General features: G+C 37.9%; 21 protein-coding genes and 1 tRNA gene. 13 read left to right on the top strand and 9 right to left on the bottom strand.

The annotated features are described in order from the left end of the window. The 4 genes from metX to FJR45_RS08320 are packed head-to-tail and all read left to right on the top strand — an operon-like array spanning position 1 to position 2,774. Positions 1-1,107 (top strand): homoserine O-acetyltransferase MetX, encoded by a 1,107-nt coding sequence (metX, locus tag FJR45_RS08305; RefSeq protein ID WP_193150124.1) that lies wholly within the window; start codon positions 1-3, stop codon positions 1,105-1,107. Continuing rightward, the gene (gene xseB / locus FJR45_RS08310) at positions 1,100-1,288 is read left to right on the top strand and encodes an exodeoxyribonuclease VII small subunit (RefSeq protein ID WP_151899980.1); all 189 of its coding nucleotides are present in this window, start codon (positions 1,100-1,102) and stop codon (positions 1,286-1,288) included. Before metX ends, xseB begins: the two co-directional genes overlap by 8 nt. Beyond that, positions 1,285-2,100 carry a carbon-nitrogen hydrolase family protein gene (locus FJR45_RS08315; RefSeq protein ID WP_193150125.1) on the top strand — a complete coding sequence of 272 codons (816 nt, stop codon included), beginning with the start codon at positions 1,285-1,287 and terminating at the stop codon, positions 2,098-2,100. Before xseB ends, FJR45_RS08315 begins: the two co-directional genes overlap by 4 nt. Further along, entirely contained in the window at positions 2,100-2,774 is a 675-nt protein-coding gene (locus FJR45_RS08320; protein ID WP_193150126.1) for a HesA/MoeB/ThiF family protein, read from the top strand. The genes FJR45_RS08315 and FJR45_RS08320 overlap by 1 nt, the downstream gene beginning before the upstream one ends. A gap of 163 nt (positions 2,775-2,937) precedes the next feature. Here the strand turns inward: FJR45_RS08320 and FJR45_RS08325 are convergent, their stop codons facing one another. The 7 genes from FJR45_RS08325 to rsmH form a co-directional block, all read right to left on the bottom strand. After that, positions 2,938-3,228 carry a HigA family addiction module antitoxin gene (locus FJR45_RS08325; RefSeq protein ID WP_193150127.1) on the bottom strand — a complete coding sequence of 97 codons (291 nt, stop codon included), beginning with the start codon at positions 3,226-3,228 and terminating at the stop codon, positions 2,938-2,940. Positions 3,229-3,238: 10 nt separating this feature from the next. Next, positions 3,239-3,523, bottom strand: a complete 285-nt coding sequence (locus tag FJR45_RS08330; RefSeq protein ID WP_193150128.1) for a type II toxin-antitoxin system RelE/ParE family toxin — start codon at positions 3,521-3,523, stop codon at positions 3,239-3,241. A 103-nt stretch (positions 3,524-3,626) separates the two neighbouring features. Next, positions 3,627-3,703 (bottom strand) — tRNA-Ile (locus tag FJR45_RS08335). A 64-nt stretch (positions 3,704-3,767) separates the two neighbouring features. After that, positions 3,768-4,205: a globin domain-containing protein gene (locus FJR45_RS08340; protein WP_193150129.1), complete on the bottom strand. Its 438-nt coding sequence runs from the start codon at positions 4,203-4,205 to the stop codon at positions 3,768-3,770. A gap of 2 nt (positions 4,206-4,207) precedes the next feature. After that, the gene (locus tag FJR45_RS08345; RefSeq protein ID WP_193150130.1) at positions 4,208-7,309 is read right to left on the bottom strand and encodes an efflux RND transporter permease subunit; all 3,102 of its coding nucleotides are present in this window, start codon (positions 7,307-7,309) and stop codon (positions 4,208-4,210) included. Positions 7,310-7,318: 9 nt separating this feature from the next. Beyond that, positions 7,319-7,597, bottom strand: a complete 279-nt coding sequence (locus tag FJR45_RS08350) for a hypothetical protein (RefSeq protein WP_151899975.1) — start codon at positions 7,595-7,597, stop codon at positions 7,319-7,321. Then, positions 7,594-8,520: a 16S rRNA (cytosine(1402)-N(4))-methyltransferase RsmH gene (gene rsmH / locus FJR45_RS08355; protein WP_193150131.1), complete on the bottom strand. Its 927-nt coding sequence runs from the start codon at positions 8,518-8,520 to the stop codon at positions 7,594-7,596. Before rsmH ends, FJR45_RS08350 begins: the two co-directional genes overlap by 4 nt. Before the next feature lie 108 nt (positions 8,521-8,628). Between rsmH and FJR45_RS08360 the strand changes: the two genes are divergently transcribed. The 9 genes from FJR45_RS08360 (at position 8,629) to cobA (ending at position 17,622) form a co-directional block, all read left to right on the top strand. Further along, entirely contained in the window at positions 8,629-9,612 is a 984-nt protein-coding gene (locus FJR45_RS08360) for a response regulator (protein ID WP_193150132.1), read from the top strand. A gap of 222 nt (positions 9,613-9,834) precedes the next feature. Next, on the top strand, positions 9,835-10,161 hold the full coding sequence (locus FJR45_RS08365; RefSeq protein ID WP_151899972.1) for a hypothetical protein: 327 nt from the start codon (positions 9,835-9,837) through the stop codon (positions 10,159-10,161). A 42-nt stretch (positions 10,162-10,203) separates the two neighbouring features. After that, positions 10,204-10,857: a c-type cytochrome gene (locus tag FJR45_RS08370; RefSeq protein ID WP_151899971.1), complete on the top strand. Its 654-nt coding sequence runs from the start codon at positions 10,204-10,206 to the stop codon at positions 10,855-10,857. After that, positions 10,847-12,295 (top strand): cbb3-type cytochrome c oxidase subunit I, encoded by a 1,449-nt coding sequence (locus FJR45_RS08375; RefSeq protein ID WP_193150133.1) that lies wholly within the window; start codon positions 10,847-10,849, stop codon positions 12,293-12,295. Before FJR45_RS08370 ends, FJR45_RS08375 begins: the two co-directional genes overlap by 11 nt. A 220-nt stretch (positions 12,296-12,515) precedes the next feature. Then, entirely contained in the window at positions 12,516-14,153 is a 1,638-nt protein-coding gene (locus FJR45_RS08380; RefSeq protein WP_193150134.1) for a nitrite reductase, read from the top strand. A gap of 206 nt (positions 14,154-14,359) precedes the next feature. Then, a complete protein-coding gene (locus FJR45_RS08385) occupies positions 14,360-14,668 on the top strand; it encodes a c-type cytochrome (protein ID WP_193150135.1) in 309 nt (102 codons plus the stop codon). Then, a complete protein-coding gene (locus FJR45_RS08390; RefSeq protein ID WP_193150136.1) occupies positions 14,668-15,789 on the top strand; it encodes a radical SAM/SPASM domain-containing protein in 1,122 nt (373 codons plus the stop codon). Before FJR45_RS08385 ends, FJR45_RS08390 begins: the two co-directional genes overlap by 1 nt. Continuing rightward, a complete protein-coding gene (locus FJR45_RS08395) occupies positions 15,789-16,895 on the top strand; it encodes a cytochrome D1 domain-containing protein (protein WP_193150137.1) in 1,107 nt (368 codons plus the stop codon). The genes FJR45_RS08390 and FJR45_RS08395 overlap by 1 nt, the downstream gene beginning before the upstream one ends. Beyond that, entirely contained in the window at positions 16,888-17,622 is a 735-nt protein-coding gene (gene cobA / locus FJR45_RS08400) for a uroporphyrinogen-III C-methyltransferase (RefSeq protein ID WP_193150138.1), read from the top strand. The genes FJR45_RS08395 and cobA overlap by 8 nt, the downstream gene beginning before the upstream one ends. Here the strand turns inward: cobA and FJR45_RS08405 are convergent. Together FJR45_RS08405 and FJR45_RS08410 are read right to left on the bottom strand one after the other, a co-directional pair. Further along, on the bottom strand, positions 17,619-18,098 hold the full coding sequence (locus FJR45_RS08405) for a tetratricopeptide repeat protein (RefSeq protein WP_193150139.1): 480 nt from the start codon (positions 18,096-18,098) through the stop codon (positions 17,619-17,621). The two genes, cobA and FJR45_RS08405, sit on opposite strands and share 4 nt — an antisense overlap. A 13-nt stretch (positions 18,099-18,111) precedes the next feature. Next, the gene (locus FJR45_RS08410; RefSeq protein WP_193150140.1) at positions 18,112-18,306 is read right to left on the bottom strand and encodes a hypothetical protein; all 195 of its coding nucleotides are present in this window, start codon (positions 18,304-18,306) and stop codon (positions 18,112-18,114) included. Between the last annotated feature and the right edge of the window lie 56 nt (positions 18,307-18,362).

Genomic DNA, 18,362 nt, shown 5'->3' on the forward strand with positions numbered 1-18,362 from the left:
TTGTCTTTAAACCTGCAAACACATACAGAACATTTTACAAATCCGCTCTATCTTGAGAGTGGACGTATTTTGGAACCGTATGATATTACTTATGAAACCTATGGAACGCTCAATGATGACAAGAGTAATGTCGTTGTTGTCTGTCATGCACTCACAGGTTCCCATCATGCCGCAGGACTCTATGAAGGAGAGGCAAAGCCTGGTTGGTGGGATGGTTTTATCGGTCCCAAAAAAGCGATTGATACCGATAAATATTTTGTAATCTGTTCCAATGTTATAGGAAGCTGCTTTGGTTCCACAGGTCCTATGAGCATGCAATATCCCCACCATGAACCATACCGTTATAAATTTCCCGTTGTCAGCATAAAAGACATGGTAAAAGCACAGCGTATTTTGTTTGACAGGCTTGATATTCACAGAGTACATGCAATAGTCGGCGGTTCCATGGGTGGTATGCAGGCACTCCAATTTGCCATACACTATCCAAACTTTGCGAACAAAATCATTGCAATGGCGACAACACATGCAACACAGCCATGGGCAATAGCTTTTAACAAAGTTGCGCAGGAATCCATTCTTAATGATCCTGATTTCAAACAGGGGTATTATGACCCAAAACTGCTTAAAGAACAGGGACTCTCCGGGATGGCAGTCGGTCGTATGGCAGGGCATATCAGCTTTTTGTCACCTGAGTCAATGCGTGAAAAATTCGGCAGAGAGTATAAGCTCACAGATGGACTGTATGAGCTTTTTGGAAAATTTCAGGTTGAGTCTTATCTGGAATACAATGGTTATAATTTTACAAAATGGTTTGACCCTTTGTCTTATCTTTATATCACAAAAGCCATTAACATCTATGACCTGTCTCGAGGATTTGACTCACTGGATGAAGCACTAAAAAGAATAACCTCTGCTCTGTATCTGATAAGTTTTAAAAATGATCTGCTGTTTAAAAACAGTGAGATGCAAGAAATGGCACAGATACTCAAAAAAATAGGAAACAGAAATCATGATTATGTAGATATTGACAGTAACTATGGGCATGACGCATTTTTGGTAGAGCTTGATAAATTTGAAAACAATGTAAAGGATGCACTCAATGGCTAAAGAAAAATTTGAAAAAAAACTCCAAAATGCCAAAGAAATTTTGGAAACACTTATGAGCCCGGAGATTACACTTGAAGAGAGTGTAAAAGCCTATGAAAAAGGCATGAAAGAGTTGGCCGAAGCACAAAAAATGCTCGAAGAAGCTCAAATCAAAATTCAAAATTTAAAAACTACGCAATGAGAGCGGCAGTTTTACAGCTCAATGCACAGGGAATGAGCTCTACAAAACTTTATAACTATATTCGGGTAGCCAGTAAAAAAGGCGTCAAAGTCCTGCTCCTTGGTGAATACGTTCTCAATCCTTTTTTCAAAGAACTCGAACAGATGTCTGTCTCTATGATAAAAGAGCAGGCACTCCATCAGATTAAAATCCTAAAAGAACTCTCTTTAACATACAGTATAACAATAATCGCGCCCTTGGTTATTGTCAAAAAAGATAAAATTTACAAATGCATTGCAAAGTTTTCTCCAACATCTGCCTCTTACTACAATCAGCAAATCCTTATTAACTATGCCCACTGGAATGAAGAGAAATTCTTTGCAAATGAGCTTGCACCACTGCTCTCCCCTATGGTTTTTAAAATTGACGGCTTCAAATTTGCGGTAATGAATGGATTTGAACTTCATTTTGATGATTTTTTTGCTAAACTTAGAAATAAAAATATAGACTGTTTGCTCGTACCGAGTGTTTCAACTTTTGAGTCTTATGAGAGATGGAAAGCATTAATACTCACAAGAGCATTTACACACAATATGTATATACTCAGAGCCAACAGAATCGGTGAGTATCAGGACAAAGAGTTTGTATGGAAATTTTACGGTGATTCTATCTTGGCATCCCCGAATGCAGAAATTTTAAACCATTTGGGAAATACTGAAGAGTTAATGATAGTTGATATGAGTCATACAGATGTAGTACGCGCTCGTCGCACATGGGGATTTAAAGAAGCTGTCAGCAAGAGAGCATTAAAACTTACAAAAAAGGATTTATAATGATGGAGTATTTTCACAGACAGGTGCAACTTTGGGGAGAAGAGACACAAAAAAATCTTCAGACAAAAAAAATAGCAATTGTTGGAGCAGGAGGGCTCGGTTCTTCTTTGAGCTTTGCATTGGGTTCTACAGGAATCGGAGAAATTCACATTATAGATTTTGATGATGTAAGTCTGCATAATATTCACAGACAAATTGCTTTTAAACTAGGAGATGAAGGAAAGAACAAAGCAAAAATAAACGCTGAAATTATACAACAGCGATGTCCCTTCACAAAAGCTGTTGCCCATGAGTGTAATTTTGAAGAGTGGAGCAAAAAGAACATTGCAGTGGATCTCATTTTAGATGCCACAGACAATCTTCCTACACGCGGAGATATTAACACTTATGCAAAAAAAGTCAATACACCCTGGATTTATGGAAGTGTAGAAGCATTTCACGGACAGGTTTGTTTTTTTGACAAATCATCTTTTAATGACGCTTTTAAAATAGTACAAAAAACACCGGCAGGCATTGCAGCACCTATCGTTATGCACATAGCATCCCTGCAGGCAAACCTTGCTTTGAGATTCTTGGCAGGCTTACATGTAAAGAAAGATTTGCTTTATTATCTCTTTTTCAACGAAGAGGGAGAACTTGTTACTCAGAAGTTTGGATTGCCAACAGAGGATTGATCATAAACAACAAACGAACTGGTGTGTTTGCATGACTTATTTATACTTTTGCTACCCAAAAAAGAAACAGTAGCGGAACAATCAGTATTCAAATCATAGATTGAAAAACCGAAAATATAAGGTAGTTGAGACTATAGCATGCCTTAAATCCATTAGTAGAATTTTATGCGGCTCTATGTATCTCTTTTAAATTTTCTTTTTGTTTTTGATATGTTTTGTACAAATCATAAGCATTTTGTAAATTTAACCAAAACTGTGGAGTTGTACCGAAATATTCAGAGAGTTTTAAAGCCATAAGTGGCGTTATACCTCTTTTTTCATTATAAAGTTCACTCAGTGTTTTTATGCCGACTTTCAAGTCTTTTGAGAGTTTTGCTTGCGTTAAATTCAAGGGGAGTGCAAACTCTTCTTTTAATATAATACCTGGATGTGTACTTGGTCTAATCTCTTTCATATAAAAATCCTTATTTATGATAATCATCTATATATACATCATAGGCATTAGAATTTTCAAATTTAAAAATTAGTCTAAATTGGTTATTAATTCTAATACTGTAAAAACCTTTTAAATCACCCTGTAATTGTTCAAGATGATTAGATGGTGACACTTTCAAGTCTTCCAGTGCAAAAGCTGCATCTAACATATCTAATTTTCTTTTACCGATATTATTAACTACTTGAGAAAACTTTTTTTGGTATTTACCATTAAAAAGCTGTTTTGTGTATTTGCATTTAAAAGACTGAATCATATTGTTATATTATCGCAATATGATAATATTGTCAAACAATCGAATATACCTTTACTTCTGTGTAATGAGAAAATTAAAGTAAGATTGATTCAAAAAATGTAAGTGGTGGGTTCTGAGTGACTCGAACACTCGACCGCTCGGTTATGAGCCGAGAGCTCTAACCAACTGAGCTAAGAACCCACTTGTTGTTGGTAGGTCGGAATTATACAAGGAGCTTCCTTATATAATCCTTATTATAAGGCTGCTACTGCGTATTTATCATCCAAATAGAAAATATATCCAAATATCTCCAAAATGAGTTCAAGGATGTTTCTGTCACGCCCTTTTCTTTTAGTTCTTCTAAAAGCGGTTTATAAAGCTCCAGCCATGTTTGACGGGCTTTTGCATCAATTCGAAACGGTGCATGACGACCGACCATTTGCGGTGCCCCTCTGTTTGTATTAAAATACTTCGGTCCTCCGCATATTTGAATAAAAAAATCTGCCGAATTCACTTTTGCTTTTTCAAACTCTGCATCATCCTGAGGAAAAAGATGAGAAATATCACTCTGCTTTATTGCATCATAATGTTTACTAATCAGTTCTCTGATGCCTTCTTCTCCTACTTCTAATAAAAATTCCGGTATTGGTTTTGTTACCGGTGGTCTTACACCAAACTGTGCCTGGCTTATTTCTAAATTCATTTTTATCCTTTGTTTGTCTGAGGTGGTTTTATTTTATATACAACGGCATAAAGCAAAGGGACATACAACAGATTTAACACTGTTGCCCATGCGATACCATATCCCAAAGATATTGCCATCGGTTGGAGTATTTTTGCCTGGCCTGATGCAAAAAATATAAGCGTTAAAAGCCCCAGTACGGTTGTCAGCGATGTCAAAAGAATCGGTCTGAGTCGTGTTTGCGCTCTTTTCATCAGATCTTCTGTATTTTTGGCATTTTTTATAAAATCTACCATGATAAGTCCATCATTAACGACAACGCCTGCAAGCCCTACTATACCTATGAGTCCCGGCATAGTCAGGTTTAGCCCCATTATCCAGTGTCCCACATAAACACCCAGAAGTACAAGAGGAATTGTACTGATAACAATTAAAGATTTTCTTATAGAATCAAAGAGCCACACCAAAGTAATAAAAATTAAAAATATTGCTATAAGCGCCGACTGCATCATCTCTCTTTTGTTTTTGTTATTCTCTTTTTCTTCTCCTTTGATATCTACAACAATGCCCTCTTTTTTAAACTTTTGCAGTGTCGGTTGGAGTTTTTTCATAAGTTCGGATGATGTTATAATTTTTTTGTCTGTAGAAGCATAAACACTGCGTATTCTTTTGCCGTTTTCTTTTTTAAGCGTTACAAAGCTTTGGATATACTCAAAATCACATATCTCTTTTAAGGCAACATATTTGTCTGACCCCGGAACCTGCAACTCTATTGTATGTATAGAACGTATCTCTTTATTTACATTGCTGTCAAGTCGTATACGCACCAACCCCTGGTCATTAAAAAGTTTTCCGTATTCCCCTTTCAGATAATATGCCCGCAGTTCATTTGAAATATCCTGTTCAGTAAAGCCCAGTTCCTGACCGTATCTGTTTACATGTAACTTTAGTTCTTTCTCACCGAGTGTTGCATCATCCGCTATATTGTAAACACCTTTAATACCTGCGAGTTCTTTTTCAAGAATTTTCAGGTAGGGTATAACACTTTGGGCGTTTTTTGTACTCAAACCAATTTCGACATCATGTGCTATCACCCCTGCACCAGGAACTTTTACAACAAGCTCTTCAAAAGCTGATTTTTGATTTTGCAGTACTTTTTTAATCTCTTTTGCTATCTCTTTTGCATCTTTTTTACGTGTTTGTACTCCAGGATTGTACTCTATAGAGAGATAAGGGCTGATGTATGTATCAAAAAAATTCTCAGGCGCTCGCTCGTGCAAATCTATAAATATATGAAACATGTTCTCACCAAGTTCTGCTCTGTTTTTGGCATCCATTTTAAAGCCGATAACAGAGGTTACAGAGGAGACATCTTCATTGTTTATGTTTTTAAGAATGATATTTTCCAGTTTTGTTACAATTTTTTCCGTATCTTTGAGTTCATTGTTGATATTTACCTTTCCATAGACATATATTTGTGTATTGTCAAAATCCGGAAAAAGCTGAAATTTTGCATTTTTAATCATTACAAATTCAAGTAAAACAATGCTCACAACAATAACACTCAAAGAGAGAAACTTTCTTCTAAAAAGAAAATGCAGGGCCCTGCTGTACCAGTCGTGCATTTTTTGCCAAAATCGTTTTGTAAAACTCCCTTCTTTGGAGATTTTCAAAAAATCATGTGCATGCAAGGGAAGAAAATAAAAAGCTTCAAAGAGTGAAGAGAGTAAAAGTACCGTTATCATGATAGGAATAATCTTAATAAACATTCCCATTTCACCTGTCATCAAAAGCATAGGTAAAAATGCAAAAACTGTTGTAAGCGTTGCGGTGAGTACAGCAGGAAACATCTCTGCCGCACCTGTTATGACCGCTTCTTTTCTATCCATCCCCTCTTCAAGGTGTCTGTAGATGTTCTCGGCTACAACTATTGCCTCATCAACGAGCATTCCAAGCGCAATCAGTGCTCCCAGAAGAGAGAGCATATTAAGACTGTCTCCCAATATCTCTGTTACGATAAGCCCTATCATAAAACTTACAGGAATACCGAGTGCGACAACAAAGGCTATGCCTCGGTTGATAAAAATCAGCATTGCCAGAAAAACAAGCATCAAACCAAACATTATATTTGAAAAGACGGTATTGAGGCGGTTTTTAATCCATACAGAAGTATCTGTATAGATATTATAATCCAAATCAGGATGTTTTGCTTCTTGTTTTTTTAAAAGTTCTCGTATCTCTTTTACCAAAGCAATGGCATTGCCGTTTTTGCTTTTTGTGACATTTATTGAAATATTTCGTACACCATTATAATGGGAGAGTTCCACCTCATCACTCAACTTGAAAGAAACCTCTGCAATGTCGCCGATTTTGACTCTTTTTCCGCCAACATCAATGAGTGTATTTTCAACTGCTTCTTTTGTCTTTTCACCGTTATATGTAGAAATATAAAGATGATTTGCTTTTTGCTTGATGGTGCCTATGGGAAAAATCGAACTTATTTTGGAGAGTTGTGCGATAACCAATGTTGAGGAGAGTCCGTAGGCTCTTATTTTTTGCGGATTAAGCTGTATATCCAGCTCTTCATCGGCATCACCACGAATTGTAATGTCACTCAAATCCTTAAACTTGCTTAATTCAGATTTAAGTTCATCTGCATGTTTTAGCAGTGTTTCCTTGGAAACATCTCCAGAAAGTGCTATGAGTACAAGGGGAAATGCATGTGTTTTGATTTTGGCAACAGGCTCATTCATATCTGCCGGCAAATCTTTTTTTACACTGCTCACTACATCTTTGACATCATTAAGCACTAAAATATTATCCGAACCGTTTTTAATGTCTGCACTGATACTGAACGAACCGTTTTTAATACTGCTTTTTATATCTTCAAGTGCATCAATATTCTGCAAATCATTTTCAATACTCTGCACAACCATTTTGTCCAAAATATCAGCCGATGTTCCTGCATAACCACCCTTTATGGTTATTTTATCCATATTCATCGGAGGGAAAATCTCTTTGGGTATATTGATATATGCAAAAATGGAGAGCATAAAAATAAAGAGTAATAGTATATGGTTTAAAAGTGGTTTTTCTATAGCAAATTCTATAAACTTACGAATCACTGCTGTTCCTTAAAAGAGAGTATCTAGTATTTGGTTTTTAAATTTTATCGACTCAACAGAGGCGCGGATGAGTTTGTTTTCTTCTTTGAGCGTATCATACTCTACTTTGAGTTTTGCAATATCTCTGCTTTTAAAGTAAATCTGCTCTGTAATGTAAATTTTAGGAAATGCAAACATAGCGATAAATGTTAACACCAGCAGCATATATAAAAAATAGTTCAGACCCAACTTTTGTTTTGATATAACCAGATTATCAAGTTCATCTAAAAGTTCGTTCTTTTCGCTCATTTTTCACCCATTTGAAACAGACGCATCTTTGCGCTGCGACTCCTGACATTTTCTTTGAGTTCTTCATCTCTCGCCGTAATTGGTTTTTTCGTTACAATCTTTCCCAGCTGATTGTTGTTTCCACATGTACAGCGAAATGCCTCAGGAGGGCATATGCATGATTTGGACCATTTGGAGAACTCTCTTTTAACAATCCTGTCTTCAAGAGAGTGAAAAGATATTATTGCTACTTTTGCATCCGGTAATTTTGCTTCTTCTATGCTCTTGAGCAGTGATTTAAGCTCACCGAGTTCATCATTTACTTCTATGCGGATTGCCTGCATTAAAAGTGTTGCAGGATGGATCTTCTTGCCTCTTGGCATATGTGGTTTGAGCGCTTCACTTAACTCTTTTGCCGAAACAAAAGGACGGTTTTGCACAATAGCATCTGCAATTTTTTTATAGTTTCTGAGTTCTCCGTATTCTAAAAGTATTTTTTCAAGTTCGCTTTTGGCATATTCATTCACTACATGTAAAGCACTCAGTGGCGCCTCTTTGTCCATACGCATGTCAAGTGTCTCACTCTCATACGAAAACCCCCGCTCTTTTTGGTCAAGTTGTAAAGAAGAAACTCCTATGTCCGCAAGAATGCCTTTAATTTCGCCGGGATCAAACTCTTGCAAAATTTCTTGCATCACATTTGAAAAACGCCCTTTTCTTATACTCACTCTCTCACCGTATTGTTCAAGACGCTTTGTTGAAAAGTCTATAGCGGTCTGATCCTGATCAATTGCTATGAGTTTTATATTGGGATTAGCTTCAAGTATCATACTCGAGTGTCCGCCGTACCCCATGGTACAGTCTATCACTATACCCTCTTTTAAATCTTTAAAAGCTTCAACAACCTCTTTATATAAAACCGGAACATGTGGAATATTTTGCAAAAGACACCCTGTCAATAGAAATTTATTAGTGATTATACAGCAAATTTGATTTAGGTTTAATTTTTTATACTGTATGATTTATGCTAAGAACAAAAAAAGGGTCTTCTTATGGTTTTACAGTATCAAAATGAATTATTTGCTTTGGCAACCATACTTCTGCTTATGCTCATTTATTTTAGGATAAAACAAAAAAACAAAAAAACAGAAGCGGATACAAAAGCAGATAAAAAAGAAGAAGAACTCAAAGCAGAGCAAAGCGGGCAAATTACTGCAACACCACAAAAAGAGATTCAAGAAAAAAAAATACAAAATACTGTGCCAAGCCATGCAAAGATAACAAAAGAAGATTTTAAAATATTTGCCGGGGAAAGAATTCTTTTGGCCGAAGACAATCTCATTAACCAAAAAGTAATCCTTGGAGTCCTTGGAGACAGCGGTATAGAAGTTGTTGTGGCAAATGACGGGCAGGAAGCACTTGACATCCTCCAAACGGACAAAAACTTTCTCATTATACTCATGGATGCGCATATGCCAAGAGTTGACGGATTTGAAGCCACCAGAGCTATCAGACACGATCCCCAAAACAATCATATCCCCGTCATTGCCCTGAGTGGAGATACGGCAAGTGATGACATCAGAAAAATGAAAGAAGCCGGTATGGATGAACATCTTGAAAAGCCTTTGCAGGTTGATGCTTTGTATGATATTCTTTATAAATACTCTGCTAAAATATCAGCACAAGAGGACAACTCTTTGGATATACCGACTTTAGATACACAAAGAGGTCTGCAGGTATGTGGCAATGACACTGCTTTTTACCACGATATTTTAAAAGAGTTTCTTCTCACCTATAGTAATTCTGCAGAAGAATTGGAAATTTTACTCAAAAACAATAAAACAGATCAGGCTGACAGACTGCTTCTCGATATTATTGGTGTTTCAGCGAATATTGGTGCAGATGCTCTGACTGCCTGTGCTAATGATATAAAAAACAACATAAATGCAAATAAGAACATCAATCTTACACTTTATAAAAAAAGAGTGCAAGAATTAGTCCAAAGCATCAACAACTATTTTCTTACATGTAACTAGCTTACATATAAGAAATATAAGAAAAACTATTACCAATCTACACATATAAATAATTCCTTAAACAAATAACAAAAATCCTTCACCTAATGTAACACTAATTATAAAAAAAAGATAAAATCATTATGTTAGTCAATAAAATTGATTTATATCAATATTATTGGTATCAGAAAAGACTAGAATACATATGATTCTAAAATATTAACAGAGTTTAAGGAGTGTAAAATGATCGATCCATCTATAATCAGACCGGAAATTGCGTTGGATGATTTTCTAACTATATTTGTATCGTCAGCACTTGTGTTAGTTTTTGGAGGATTTTATGTTGGTATATATACTGCAGTAAAAGTTAAACTACTAAAACCGTGGAGTATGCTTTTTGCATACATGTTTTGGGTATTGACTGCCTATTGTTTGTATTTAATGGGAAGTTTAATGCATGTCGGGGAATTTACTGCAAAAGCTTTAGTTGTCGCAGCAATTGGATTATTTTTACTTCCATTTGCTGTTTATTATATGCAAAATCAGGTTCATGAAGAAAATGAACATTGATGCACGATATATATTTTGACAATAAATTTATAGGAGGATACAGTGGCTAATAAATCTGTATGGAGTGACAATCGTTTCTGGCGAAGAACAGCAACGTGGGTTACAGGTTTTGCATCAGTTCTTTTAATTTGGTTAACGTTTGATACGTCAGCTCAGATTGCAATGGGAAATGATCAGGATCTACAAAACAAGGTGACGAAGAGGGTTCCAGGACCTACCGTTATAAATTACAAAATCACGTATGAAATGAGCGCAAAACGTGGTCATGAAATTCCGGTGATTGGGGAAAAAGAAAAGTTTTTTGGTCGAGATGACTATTCGGAAGAAGAAGCCGGGGCTTTACTTCACTTAGGCAAGTTAGGCTCACAGGCCAAAAACTGTATGGATTGTCATACACTTCTTGGAAATGGCGCATATTATGCACCTGACTTGACAAAAGCATGGCTAGACCCTGCATGGGGACCAGATGGTGCGATGCAGGCTCTAACGGGGAAAAACACAAAAGAAGAGGCGATGGCTGAATTCCTTATGCATCCGGACCAGTATCCTACACATGCCCGTATGATGCCGGATTTAGGTATCACAGCAAAAGAGGCTAAAGGTTTAGTTGCTTTCTTGAAACATATGTCATCTATTGACACAAATGGCTTCCCAAGAAACTTTGGAAAAATAAAAGGAGCAGTTCATGGCAAGTAAATATTTAACAGGTGTCGGAAGTGAATCAAAACAGTTGGCAACATGGTACTTTACATTTGCGGCTATTCTCTTTGGCGCCCAATTACTTTTCGGGTTAGTGGCAGCGATTCAATATGTAATGCCTGGTTTTTTATATGGCGTTCTGGATTTTTCAATTGCCAGAATTATACATATTAATGCACTCGTTGTATGGATGGTCTTTGCAATGTTTGGTTCTGTTTACTGGTTACTGCCGGATGAGACAGGTATTGAAACAGTCGGTATCAAAATCGGAAAGCTTTTGTTTTGGATTTTTGCAGCAGCAATCGTTGTCGTTGTACTTGTATATCTGTTCATTCAGGTAGGTCCTGCAGATGCAACAACAATCTGGTTTATTACAGAGGGCCGTGAATATATTGAAGCACCTCGTTGGGCTGACTGGGGCATTGTCGTTGTAGCTCTTGGATTTGTCGGAAATCTTTTCTTAACAGGAATGAAAGGGGAACAGACAGGAATTGTCACCGTTCTTATGGCAGATATGATTGCCTTTGCAGGTCTTTATCTGGCCGGTATGTTCTTTACGGACAATATTACAGTTGATCAGTACTGGTGGTGGTGGGTAATCCACTTATGGGTTGAGGCTACCTGGGAAGTTTTCGTTGGCGCGATTGCGGCTTACGGTCTTATTACTATGATTGGCGCACACCGTAAAGTTGTTGAAATGTGGTTATGGATAGAAGTTGCTATGCTCTTTGGATCAGGTATACTTGGACTCGGTCACCACTATTTCTGGATCGGAACACCTGAGTACTGGTGGGAAATCGGAGCACTATTTAGTGCACTAGAACCGTTACCGCTTGTGGCTATGTTTATTCACGTTCTATATGACTGGGGGAAAACGCAAGGTGCAGAAATGGCAAAAGAAGGTGTTAGCGAAGAAAATGTAAAATCAGTTATCACAAATAAGCCGGCATTTACATGGTTTGTCCTTAATGCCTTTGGTAACTTCTTAGGTGCCGGTATTTGGGGATTCTTCCATACACTGCCACAGGTAAATCTTTATACTCACGGTACACAGTTTACTTCAGCACACGGTCACCTGGCCTTCTTTGGAGCCTATGCGACCATCCTTGTCGGTATGATGTATATTGCGGTGCAAGGCACAAACGGTATTAAAGTTATGAAACATACCAAAGCATCTCTGTGGGCTGTCAGCATGATTACCGGCGGTGTTGTCGGAATGACTGTGGCACTTACAATTGCAGGATATGTACAGGTTCTTGTTTCCCGTGCACAGATGGGTGCTACCTGGGCGGCATACTTTGACGGTCAGAGCGGAATGTGGTTTTCTCAAGCAATGGACTGGAGACTCATCATGGGTGTTGTTACATTCATCGGTTTCATATTCCTGGCAAAAGATTTACTTACAACTGGTAAAAATCCAGTACACGAAAGATAAGGAGATATAATGTTTGAACCATTTACAGATGTCAACCCGAGTTTTTTCGGTTGGCTTAACCAAGGACCTTTAACCTTAACAATTTTTTTACACACAGTCATAATACTTCCAATGATTTGGATCTATTTTCAGGAGAAGAAACGTTTAGAAAATGAGAACTAGTCGGTATTGACTCTTAATTAGAGTCAATATCTAATCATATTTTAGAAGGAGAAATAAAATGAGATTAGGTAAATTAGTGATATCAGCTGCAGCGTTTGCAGTTGTCAGTTCAGGTCTGTTTGCGGGTACTTCGCATATGGATGTTGAAAAAATGTTCGAAAAAGAGTGTCAGGGTTGTCACGGTCCCAATCATGAAGGAGGCGTCGGTGCAGATTTGCGTCCGGCACAATTGGAAAAGAAAAATGCCTATACACTGGCTGAAATAATCTTAAATGGCCGTCCGGGTACCGCTATGCCTCCTTTTGCCAATAAAATGACGAAAGCAGATGCACAAAAAATGGTGGATTATCTTCAGCATTTCAAAGGCAAAAAAATAGAAGTCCTTACGCTTGATGCGGTAAAACAAGGATGGAAGAAACTCAACGACAGAATGAAATTCCTCAAAAAATATCCCAATCCTGTTGATGTAAAGAAAAACACTGATATTTGTTTTGTAACAGAAAGAGATGCAGCACGCGTTGTCTTCGTGGACGGAACAACCGGTAAAATTCTTTCCCGCCATCCTGCCGGATTTGCGGTGCATGTAACCGTTACAAATAAACGTCAGCCTCGTTATGCATACTCTATCTCCCGTTCAGGTCTGGTAACAATGTTTGACTTAAACACACCGGGTCAGCAAAAAATTGCTGAATGTCAGGTTGGTAGTGATTCTCGTGGTCTGGCAGTTTCACCGGACGGAAAATACCTGATGGCAGGGAATTATGTTCCGGGTGGTGCGGTGCTTATGGATGCTATGACACTTGAACCGCTCAAAGTCTACCCTACTTCGAGTGTTATCAATATGGACGGAGACATTGGTTCTTCTCGTGTAGCCGGTGTTTATGATACACCGTATGGTCCATATATTGCCTTTGCACTTAAAGATGCTGGGCATGTTTATATTATAGACTATTCAAAACCAAACTATCCGATAGTCGGAGATATTCCAAATATCGGTAAAATCCTGCATGACGGTTTTGAAAATGAAGGAAAAGAAATCGGTCGCTACTTAATGCAGGCTTCTCAAGGAAGTGATGTGATGGGTGTAGTTGACTTTAAAACAAAATCTTTAGTTGCCAAAGTATACACAGGTCCGGGAAGCAAGCCGCACCCGGGACAGGGTTCATCTTGGTATAATGACAGATACGGACAACTTTATGCGACAAACTCTATGAATGTCGGTGATGTTGTAATTTGGGACAGTGACTGGAATGTTGTAGCCCATATCAGAACTGCCGGCGGCGGTCTTTTTGTCGGAACAAGTGAACATACGCCTTTTATCTGGTCAGACAATGTTCTTGGCGGTCCGGCAAACTGGAACAAAATCTATCTCATTAACAAACAGACTTTGGAAACAGATAGAATTTTGACAGTCGGTACAAAAAGAGGTACTATTATAGACCCTGTAACGCATAAAACACTTTACAGTTGGAAAGTTCCTACTGTTAAAGATAAAAAAGGCAAAGTAATCATTCCTAGAATTTTACATGCTGAACCTGCAAATCATGGGAAATGGACTATGGTTTCAGAATGGAATGCCGGTCGTATCGGTATTTATGAAGCGAAAACCGGTAAATTTGTTAAATATATAGAAGGTTTGACAACACCAACGTTTACATACTCAATCGAGCACAGACAGTCTATTCCTGGGGCGTAGACTCTATTTTTATATTTCTCCCTTTTTTGGGAGAAATTCTCTCATTACTTGATATAAATCATCTTTTTTTTCATAATATTTTTTTATAATTATATATATAAGGTTTTTATTTAATTTTTCCCTGTTTTTTGGGATTTATAAGCAAAATTTCAAGTAAATTTTCGCTACAATATAAACAATATACACTGCTTAAAAAGGGAGATGGAGTGAAAAAACTGATTATTCTTTTTTTACTTTTTTGCTCTGTGGCTTTTGCACAAAAGCCAGATGGTAAAAAAGTCTTTCAAACGTACTGTTGGGGATGCCATCATCAAACAGCAATGGCCTTTGGTCCCCCGTTTTCACAGATTGCAGACAAACGTACAAAAGAAGAGATTATGGCCTATATTGCTTCGCCTCTGTCTCTGTATAAACAATTTGGCTACAAAAGAAGTGTCATGACACAGCTCAAACTCTCTGCTGATGAACTCGACGCGGTCAGTGATTATATTCTCTCATACAAAGGTAAAAAATAATGTTTCGATTATCAAATCTTATCGCTTCTGTTGTCGAAGACAAAAAAGAGAGAATTTTAGACGGAAGCATAGCCATTTGGAATTTTACAAACCGCTGCAATCTTTCGTGTCTGCACTGCTATTCCAAATCAACTTTGGATGAAGTAGATACCCTCACAACCCAGCAGATTAAAAAAACCATCTTGGAGATGAAAGCCAATGGTGTCAAATTTATCATCTTTTCGGGGGGCGAACCCTTAACAAGAAAAGACCTCTTTGAAATCGCCGACTTTTGCAAAGAGCACGGCATCATTACCTACCTCTCAAGCAATGGACTCTATTTTACAAAGGGCAATATCAAAAAAATTACTGACACTTTTAACTATGTTGGTGTGAGCATCGACGGTGATGAAGCAACCCATGACTATTTCAGAGGACTCAAGGGTGCATTTAAAGAGACACTCAAGTCTGTCCTTTTGGCAAATGAAACGGGTGCAAAAGTCGGTATACGCTTTACAATGACAAAAGACACCATCGGTTCGCTTGAATATATTTTTGATCTGGTTGAGCAGCACAATATACCAAAGATATATATCTCACACCTTGTCTACTCGGGGCGTGGACTTGATAACCTGAAAATGGATTTGACAAAAGAGCAAAGAAAAAAAGCAGTTGATTTTATCCTTGACAAAGCATTTGAGTATTATGAAACAGGGCGCGAAATAGAAATCGTCACCGGAAATATGGAGATGGATGCGGTTGCCTTTTTAAATAAATTTGCACAAAAGTATCCCAAGCTAAAAGAAAAGATGAGAGAGAGACTCGTCAAATGGGGCGGCAACTCTGCAGGTCGAAAACTCCTTAACATAAACAGCGAAGGCGATGTGCGCCCTGACCCATTCTTCCCGCTTATAGTGGGCAATATTATCCATCAGGATTTTGGTGACATTTGGCAAAGCGGAGATCTGTTGGAACAACTCAGAGTCCATCCAAGAAAACAAATCAGCGGTATCTGCTCTACATGTAAGCAGATAGATATATGTAACGGCGGCAGTCGGGCACGTGCGTATGCAATAACAGGCGACCTGTGGAGTGAAGACCCCTCATGTTATTTAACCCAAGAAGAAAGAGAGACAGTATAATGAAAATAAAAAAAATTTTAGTAATGGTATTTATTGCCCTATCTTTACATGTAAGTGCACTGGCACATGAAAAAGTCTTTGTTGTTGAACGGGAGAGCAATTCGGTAGCAGTCATAGAAGACGGGCTTCCGAGAAATCATATGCTAAACATGCACAATATGAATCACGGTGTTATGAAATTTTACGACAATGACGGCTATCTTATCTCACGGGATGGCTACATTATGCGTTTTAACCCTGTTACTGAGAAAAAACTCTCCGAATACAAAACAAGCAAAAGCGCCATAGGCTTTGTCATTAACAAAAACTATGTTGCCGTTGCCAATTATGATGACAAAAGTGTAGATATTTTATCCCGTAATCTGCAGCCTGTACAAAAGCTCAAAACCGGTTCACGGAATGTAGGCATAAAAATCTATAAAGACTATCTCGTTTTTTCAGAAATGGACAAAGACACGATTGCCGTCTACAAAGACACAAACAAGGGCAAAGGCAAACCGCATTTTGTTCTCTACAAAGAGTTTAAAGATGTGGGCATTATGCCTTTTGACGCTTTGCTTGATGGCAACAAATATGTCAACGGCTTTTTCAACAGTCCTTGGATAGGCGAACTCAATCTTGATACCATGAAATATAAAAAAATTCCATTGCAGTTGGGAGAGAGAGAACCGGTTTTAAAAGTACCGCATTTCGGTTTTTGGTCGGTGAGCCATTCTAAAATCTTCATTCCTGCGGTGGGAGACAACAAAGTTTTTGTTTTTACTCCGAAATTTAAATTTATTACAGCTATTAAAACTGAAGGCATGCCTGTTTTTACTGCCCTTTCACCGGATAAAAAATATTTGGCTGTGACATTCAGCGGTAAAAAGTTTCCGGTCATTCAAATCATAGATACAAAAACACTCAAAGTCATTAAAAGATTTGAATTTGACGGCAAGGTGTTACATGTAAGATGGTCTCAGGAAAAACCTTATCTGTATGTTTCCGTCAATGATGCAAACAAAATCGCAGTCATAAATACAAAAGGATGGTGGTTAAAACGCGAAATTTTTACCATCAAGAAGCCTTCTGGTATTTTTATTTATGAGGAAAAAAACAATGAGTAGAGTTTATTTAACCGGTGCCGGTCCCGGAGATATTGAGCTTTTGACAATGAAAGCACACAGAGTTATCACAGAAGCCGATGTCATCATATATGACCGTTTGGCAAATCCGGAAATATTAGAGATGACAAAAGACGGCTGTGAATTTGTTTATGTCGGCAAAGAAGACGGCAGGCACACACTTCCTCAAGAAGAGATAAATGAAGTCATTTACCAAAATGCTCTCAAGCACAATGTTGTTGTCCGCTTAAAAGGCGGAGATCCTTTTGTCTTTGGGCGCGGCGGAGAAGAGGGAGCATATTTGCATGAAAGAGGTGTGAAATTTGAAATTATTCCCGGCATTACCTCTGCAGTCAGTGTTCCTGCCTATGCCGGCATTCCGGTCACTCACCGTGGCATTGCCGTAAGTTTTCGAGTAGTAACAGGGCATGAATCCCCAAACAAAAAAGAGTCCCAGATTGCCTGGGAAAATTTCAAAACAGATGACACCATCGTATTTTTAATGGGACTGCATAATCTTTCTAAAATTTCATCAAAACTGATAGAAGTAGGCAAGCCCGAAGACTATCCCTGTGCCGTCATTTCACGCGGTACGACAAAAGATCAGAGTGTTGTTGTCGGGACACTCGGTGATATTGTGCAAAAAGCAGAGGGTGTGCCCACTCCCGCACTCATTATAGTCGGAAAAGTTGTTACACTCAGAAAACAGCTTGACTGGTTTCATCACTAATAGTTTTGTAACTTATACTCTTTATACAAGAGTAGAACTTCGGAATTTCCCGAGTCTATAGCCCTTTGGGCCCATTTCTTTGCCTCTTTGAATTTGTTTTGTGTGACATAGATTTCACTTAAGAGATAACAGGCTTTGGTATCACCCTCTTTTGCATTTTTTTTCAACCACTCTGCGGCTTTGTCAAAATTCATTGTCTGCATATAAATACGGCCTACATTTTGCAGCGCTTTTTTATGCCCCGCTTTTGCCGCACGCTCTAACAGTTCGGCTGCTTTAGAGATGTTTTGTTCTACTCCATACCCGTTGTAATACATCAGCGACAAATTATAGGTTGCATTGATGTTCCCCTGCTTTGCTTCTGTGTCTAGCAATGAAAATGCTTTTTTATAATTTCCGGTATGAAAGGCTTCAAAAGCAGCATCTGATCCGTATAACAATATACTCAGCAACAAGATAGAAAGTAATTTTTTCATGCAATTCCTTTTGTCATATATAGTACAATAAAGAGGAGAGAAACAGGGCACCCAAAAATGTCACCACTAACATTACAGAGCGTTTTTGCGACTCTTGTATCCCGTGATGTGCCTCCAGATAATCACTCAGTCGGATTGCCGGATAGATTGTAAAAATAAACATTGGGAAGGTCAGTACCAAAATAATCATAACATCGTGAAGTGTCATCAAAATTCCTCGAAATTAAATTTTTCTTTATAATTATTATTATATCATATAACAAA

The organism is Sulfurimonas sediminis (assembly GCF_014905115.1).
Taxonomy (GTDB): Bacteria; Campylobacterota; Campylobacteria; order Campylobacterales; family Sulfurimonadaceae; genus Sulfurimonas; species Sulfurimonas sediminis.

What these genes read in the sequence shown, in the direction of transcription:
- xseB (WP_151899980.1), top strand. Translation starts at nt 1,100, where the DNA reads ATGGCTAAAGAAAAATTTGAAAAAAAACTCCAAAATGCCAAAGAAATT.
- FJR45_RS08315 (WP_193150125.1), top strand. Translation starts at nt 1,285, where the DNA reads ATGAGAGCGGCAGTTTTACAGCTCAATGCACAGGGAATGAGCTCTACA.
- FJR45_RS08320 (WP_193150126.1), top strand. Translation starts at nt 2,100, where the DNA reads ATGATGGAGTATTTTCACAGACAGGTGCAACTTTGGGGAGAAGAGACA.
- FJR45_RS08325 (WP_193150127.1), bottom strand. Translation starts at nt 3,228, where the DNA reads ATGAAAGAGATTAGACCAAGTACACATCCAGGTATTATATTAAAAGAA.
- FJR45_RS08330 (WP_193150128.1), bottom strand. Translation starts at nt 3,523, where the DNA reads ATGATTCAGTCTTTTAAATGCAAATACACAAAACAGCTTTTTAATGGT.
- FJR45_RS08340 (WP_193150129.1), bottom strand. Translation starts at nt 4,205, where the DNA reads ATGAATTTAGAAATAAGCCAGGCACAGTTTGGTGTAAGACCACCGGTA.
- FJR45_RS08350 (WP_151899975.1), bottom strand. Translation starts at nt 7,597, where the DNA reads ATGAGCGAAAAGAACGAACTTTTAGATGAACTTGATAATCTGGTTATA.
- FJR45_RS08360 (WP_193150132.1), top strand. Translation starts at nt 8,629, where the DNA reads ATGGTTTTACAGTATCAAAATGAATTATTTGCTTTGGCAACCATACTT.
- FJR45_RS08365 (WP_151899972.1), top strand. Translation starts at nt 9,835, where the DNA reads ATGATCGATCCATCTATAATCAGACCGGAAATTGCGTTGGATGATTTT.
- FJR45_RS08375 (WP_193150133.1), top strand. Translation starts at nt 10,847, where the DNA reads ATGGCAAGTAAATATTTAACAGGTGTCGGAAGTGAATCAAAACAGTTG.
- FJR45_RS08380 (WP_193150134.1), top strand. Translation starts at nt 12,516, where the DNA reads ATGAGATTAGGTAAATTAGTGATATCAGCTGCAGCGTTTGCAGTTGTC.
- FJR45_RS08390 (WP_193150136.1), top strand. Translation starts at nt 14,668, where the DNA reads ATGTTTCGATTATCAAATCTTATCGCTTCTGTTGTCGAAGACAAAAAA.
- FJR45_RS08395 (WP_193150137.1), top strand. Translation starts at nt 15,789, where the DNA reads ATGAAAATAAAAAAAATTTTAGTAATGGTATTTATTGCCCTATCTTTA.
- cobA (WP_193150138.1), top strand. Translation starts at nt 16,888, where the DNA reads ATGAGTAGAGTTTATTTAACCGGTGCCGGTCCCGGAGATATTGAGCTT.
- FJR45_RS08405 (WP_193150139.1), bottom strand. Translation starts at nt 18,098, where the DNA reads ATGAAAAAATTACTTTCTATCTTGTTGCTGAGTATATTGTTATACGGA.
- FJR45_RS08410 (WP_193150140.1), bottom strand. Translation starts at nt 18,306, where the DNA reads ATGACACTTCACGATGTTATGATTATTTTGGTACTGACCTTCCCAATG.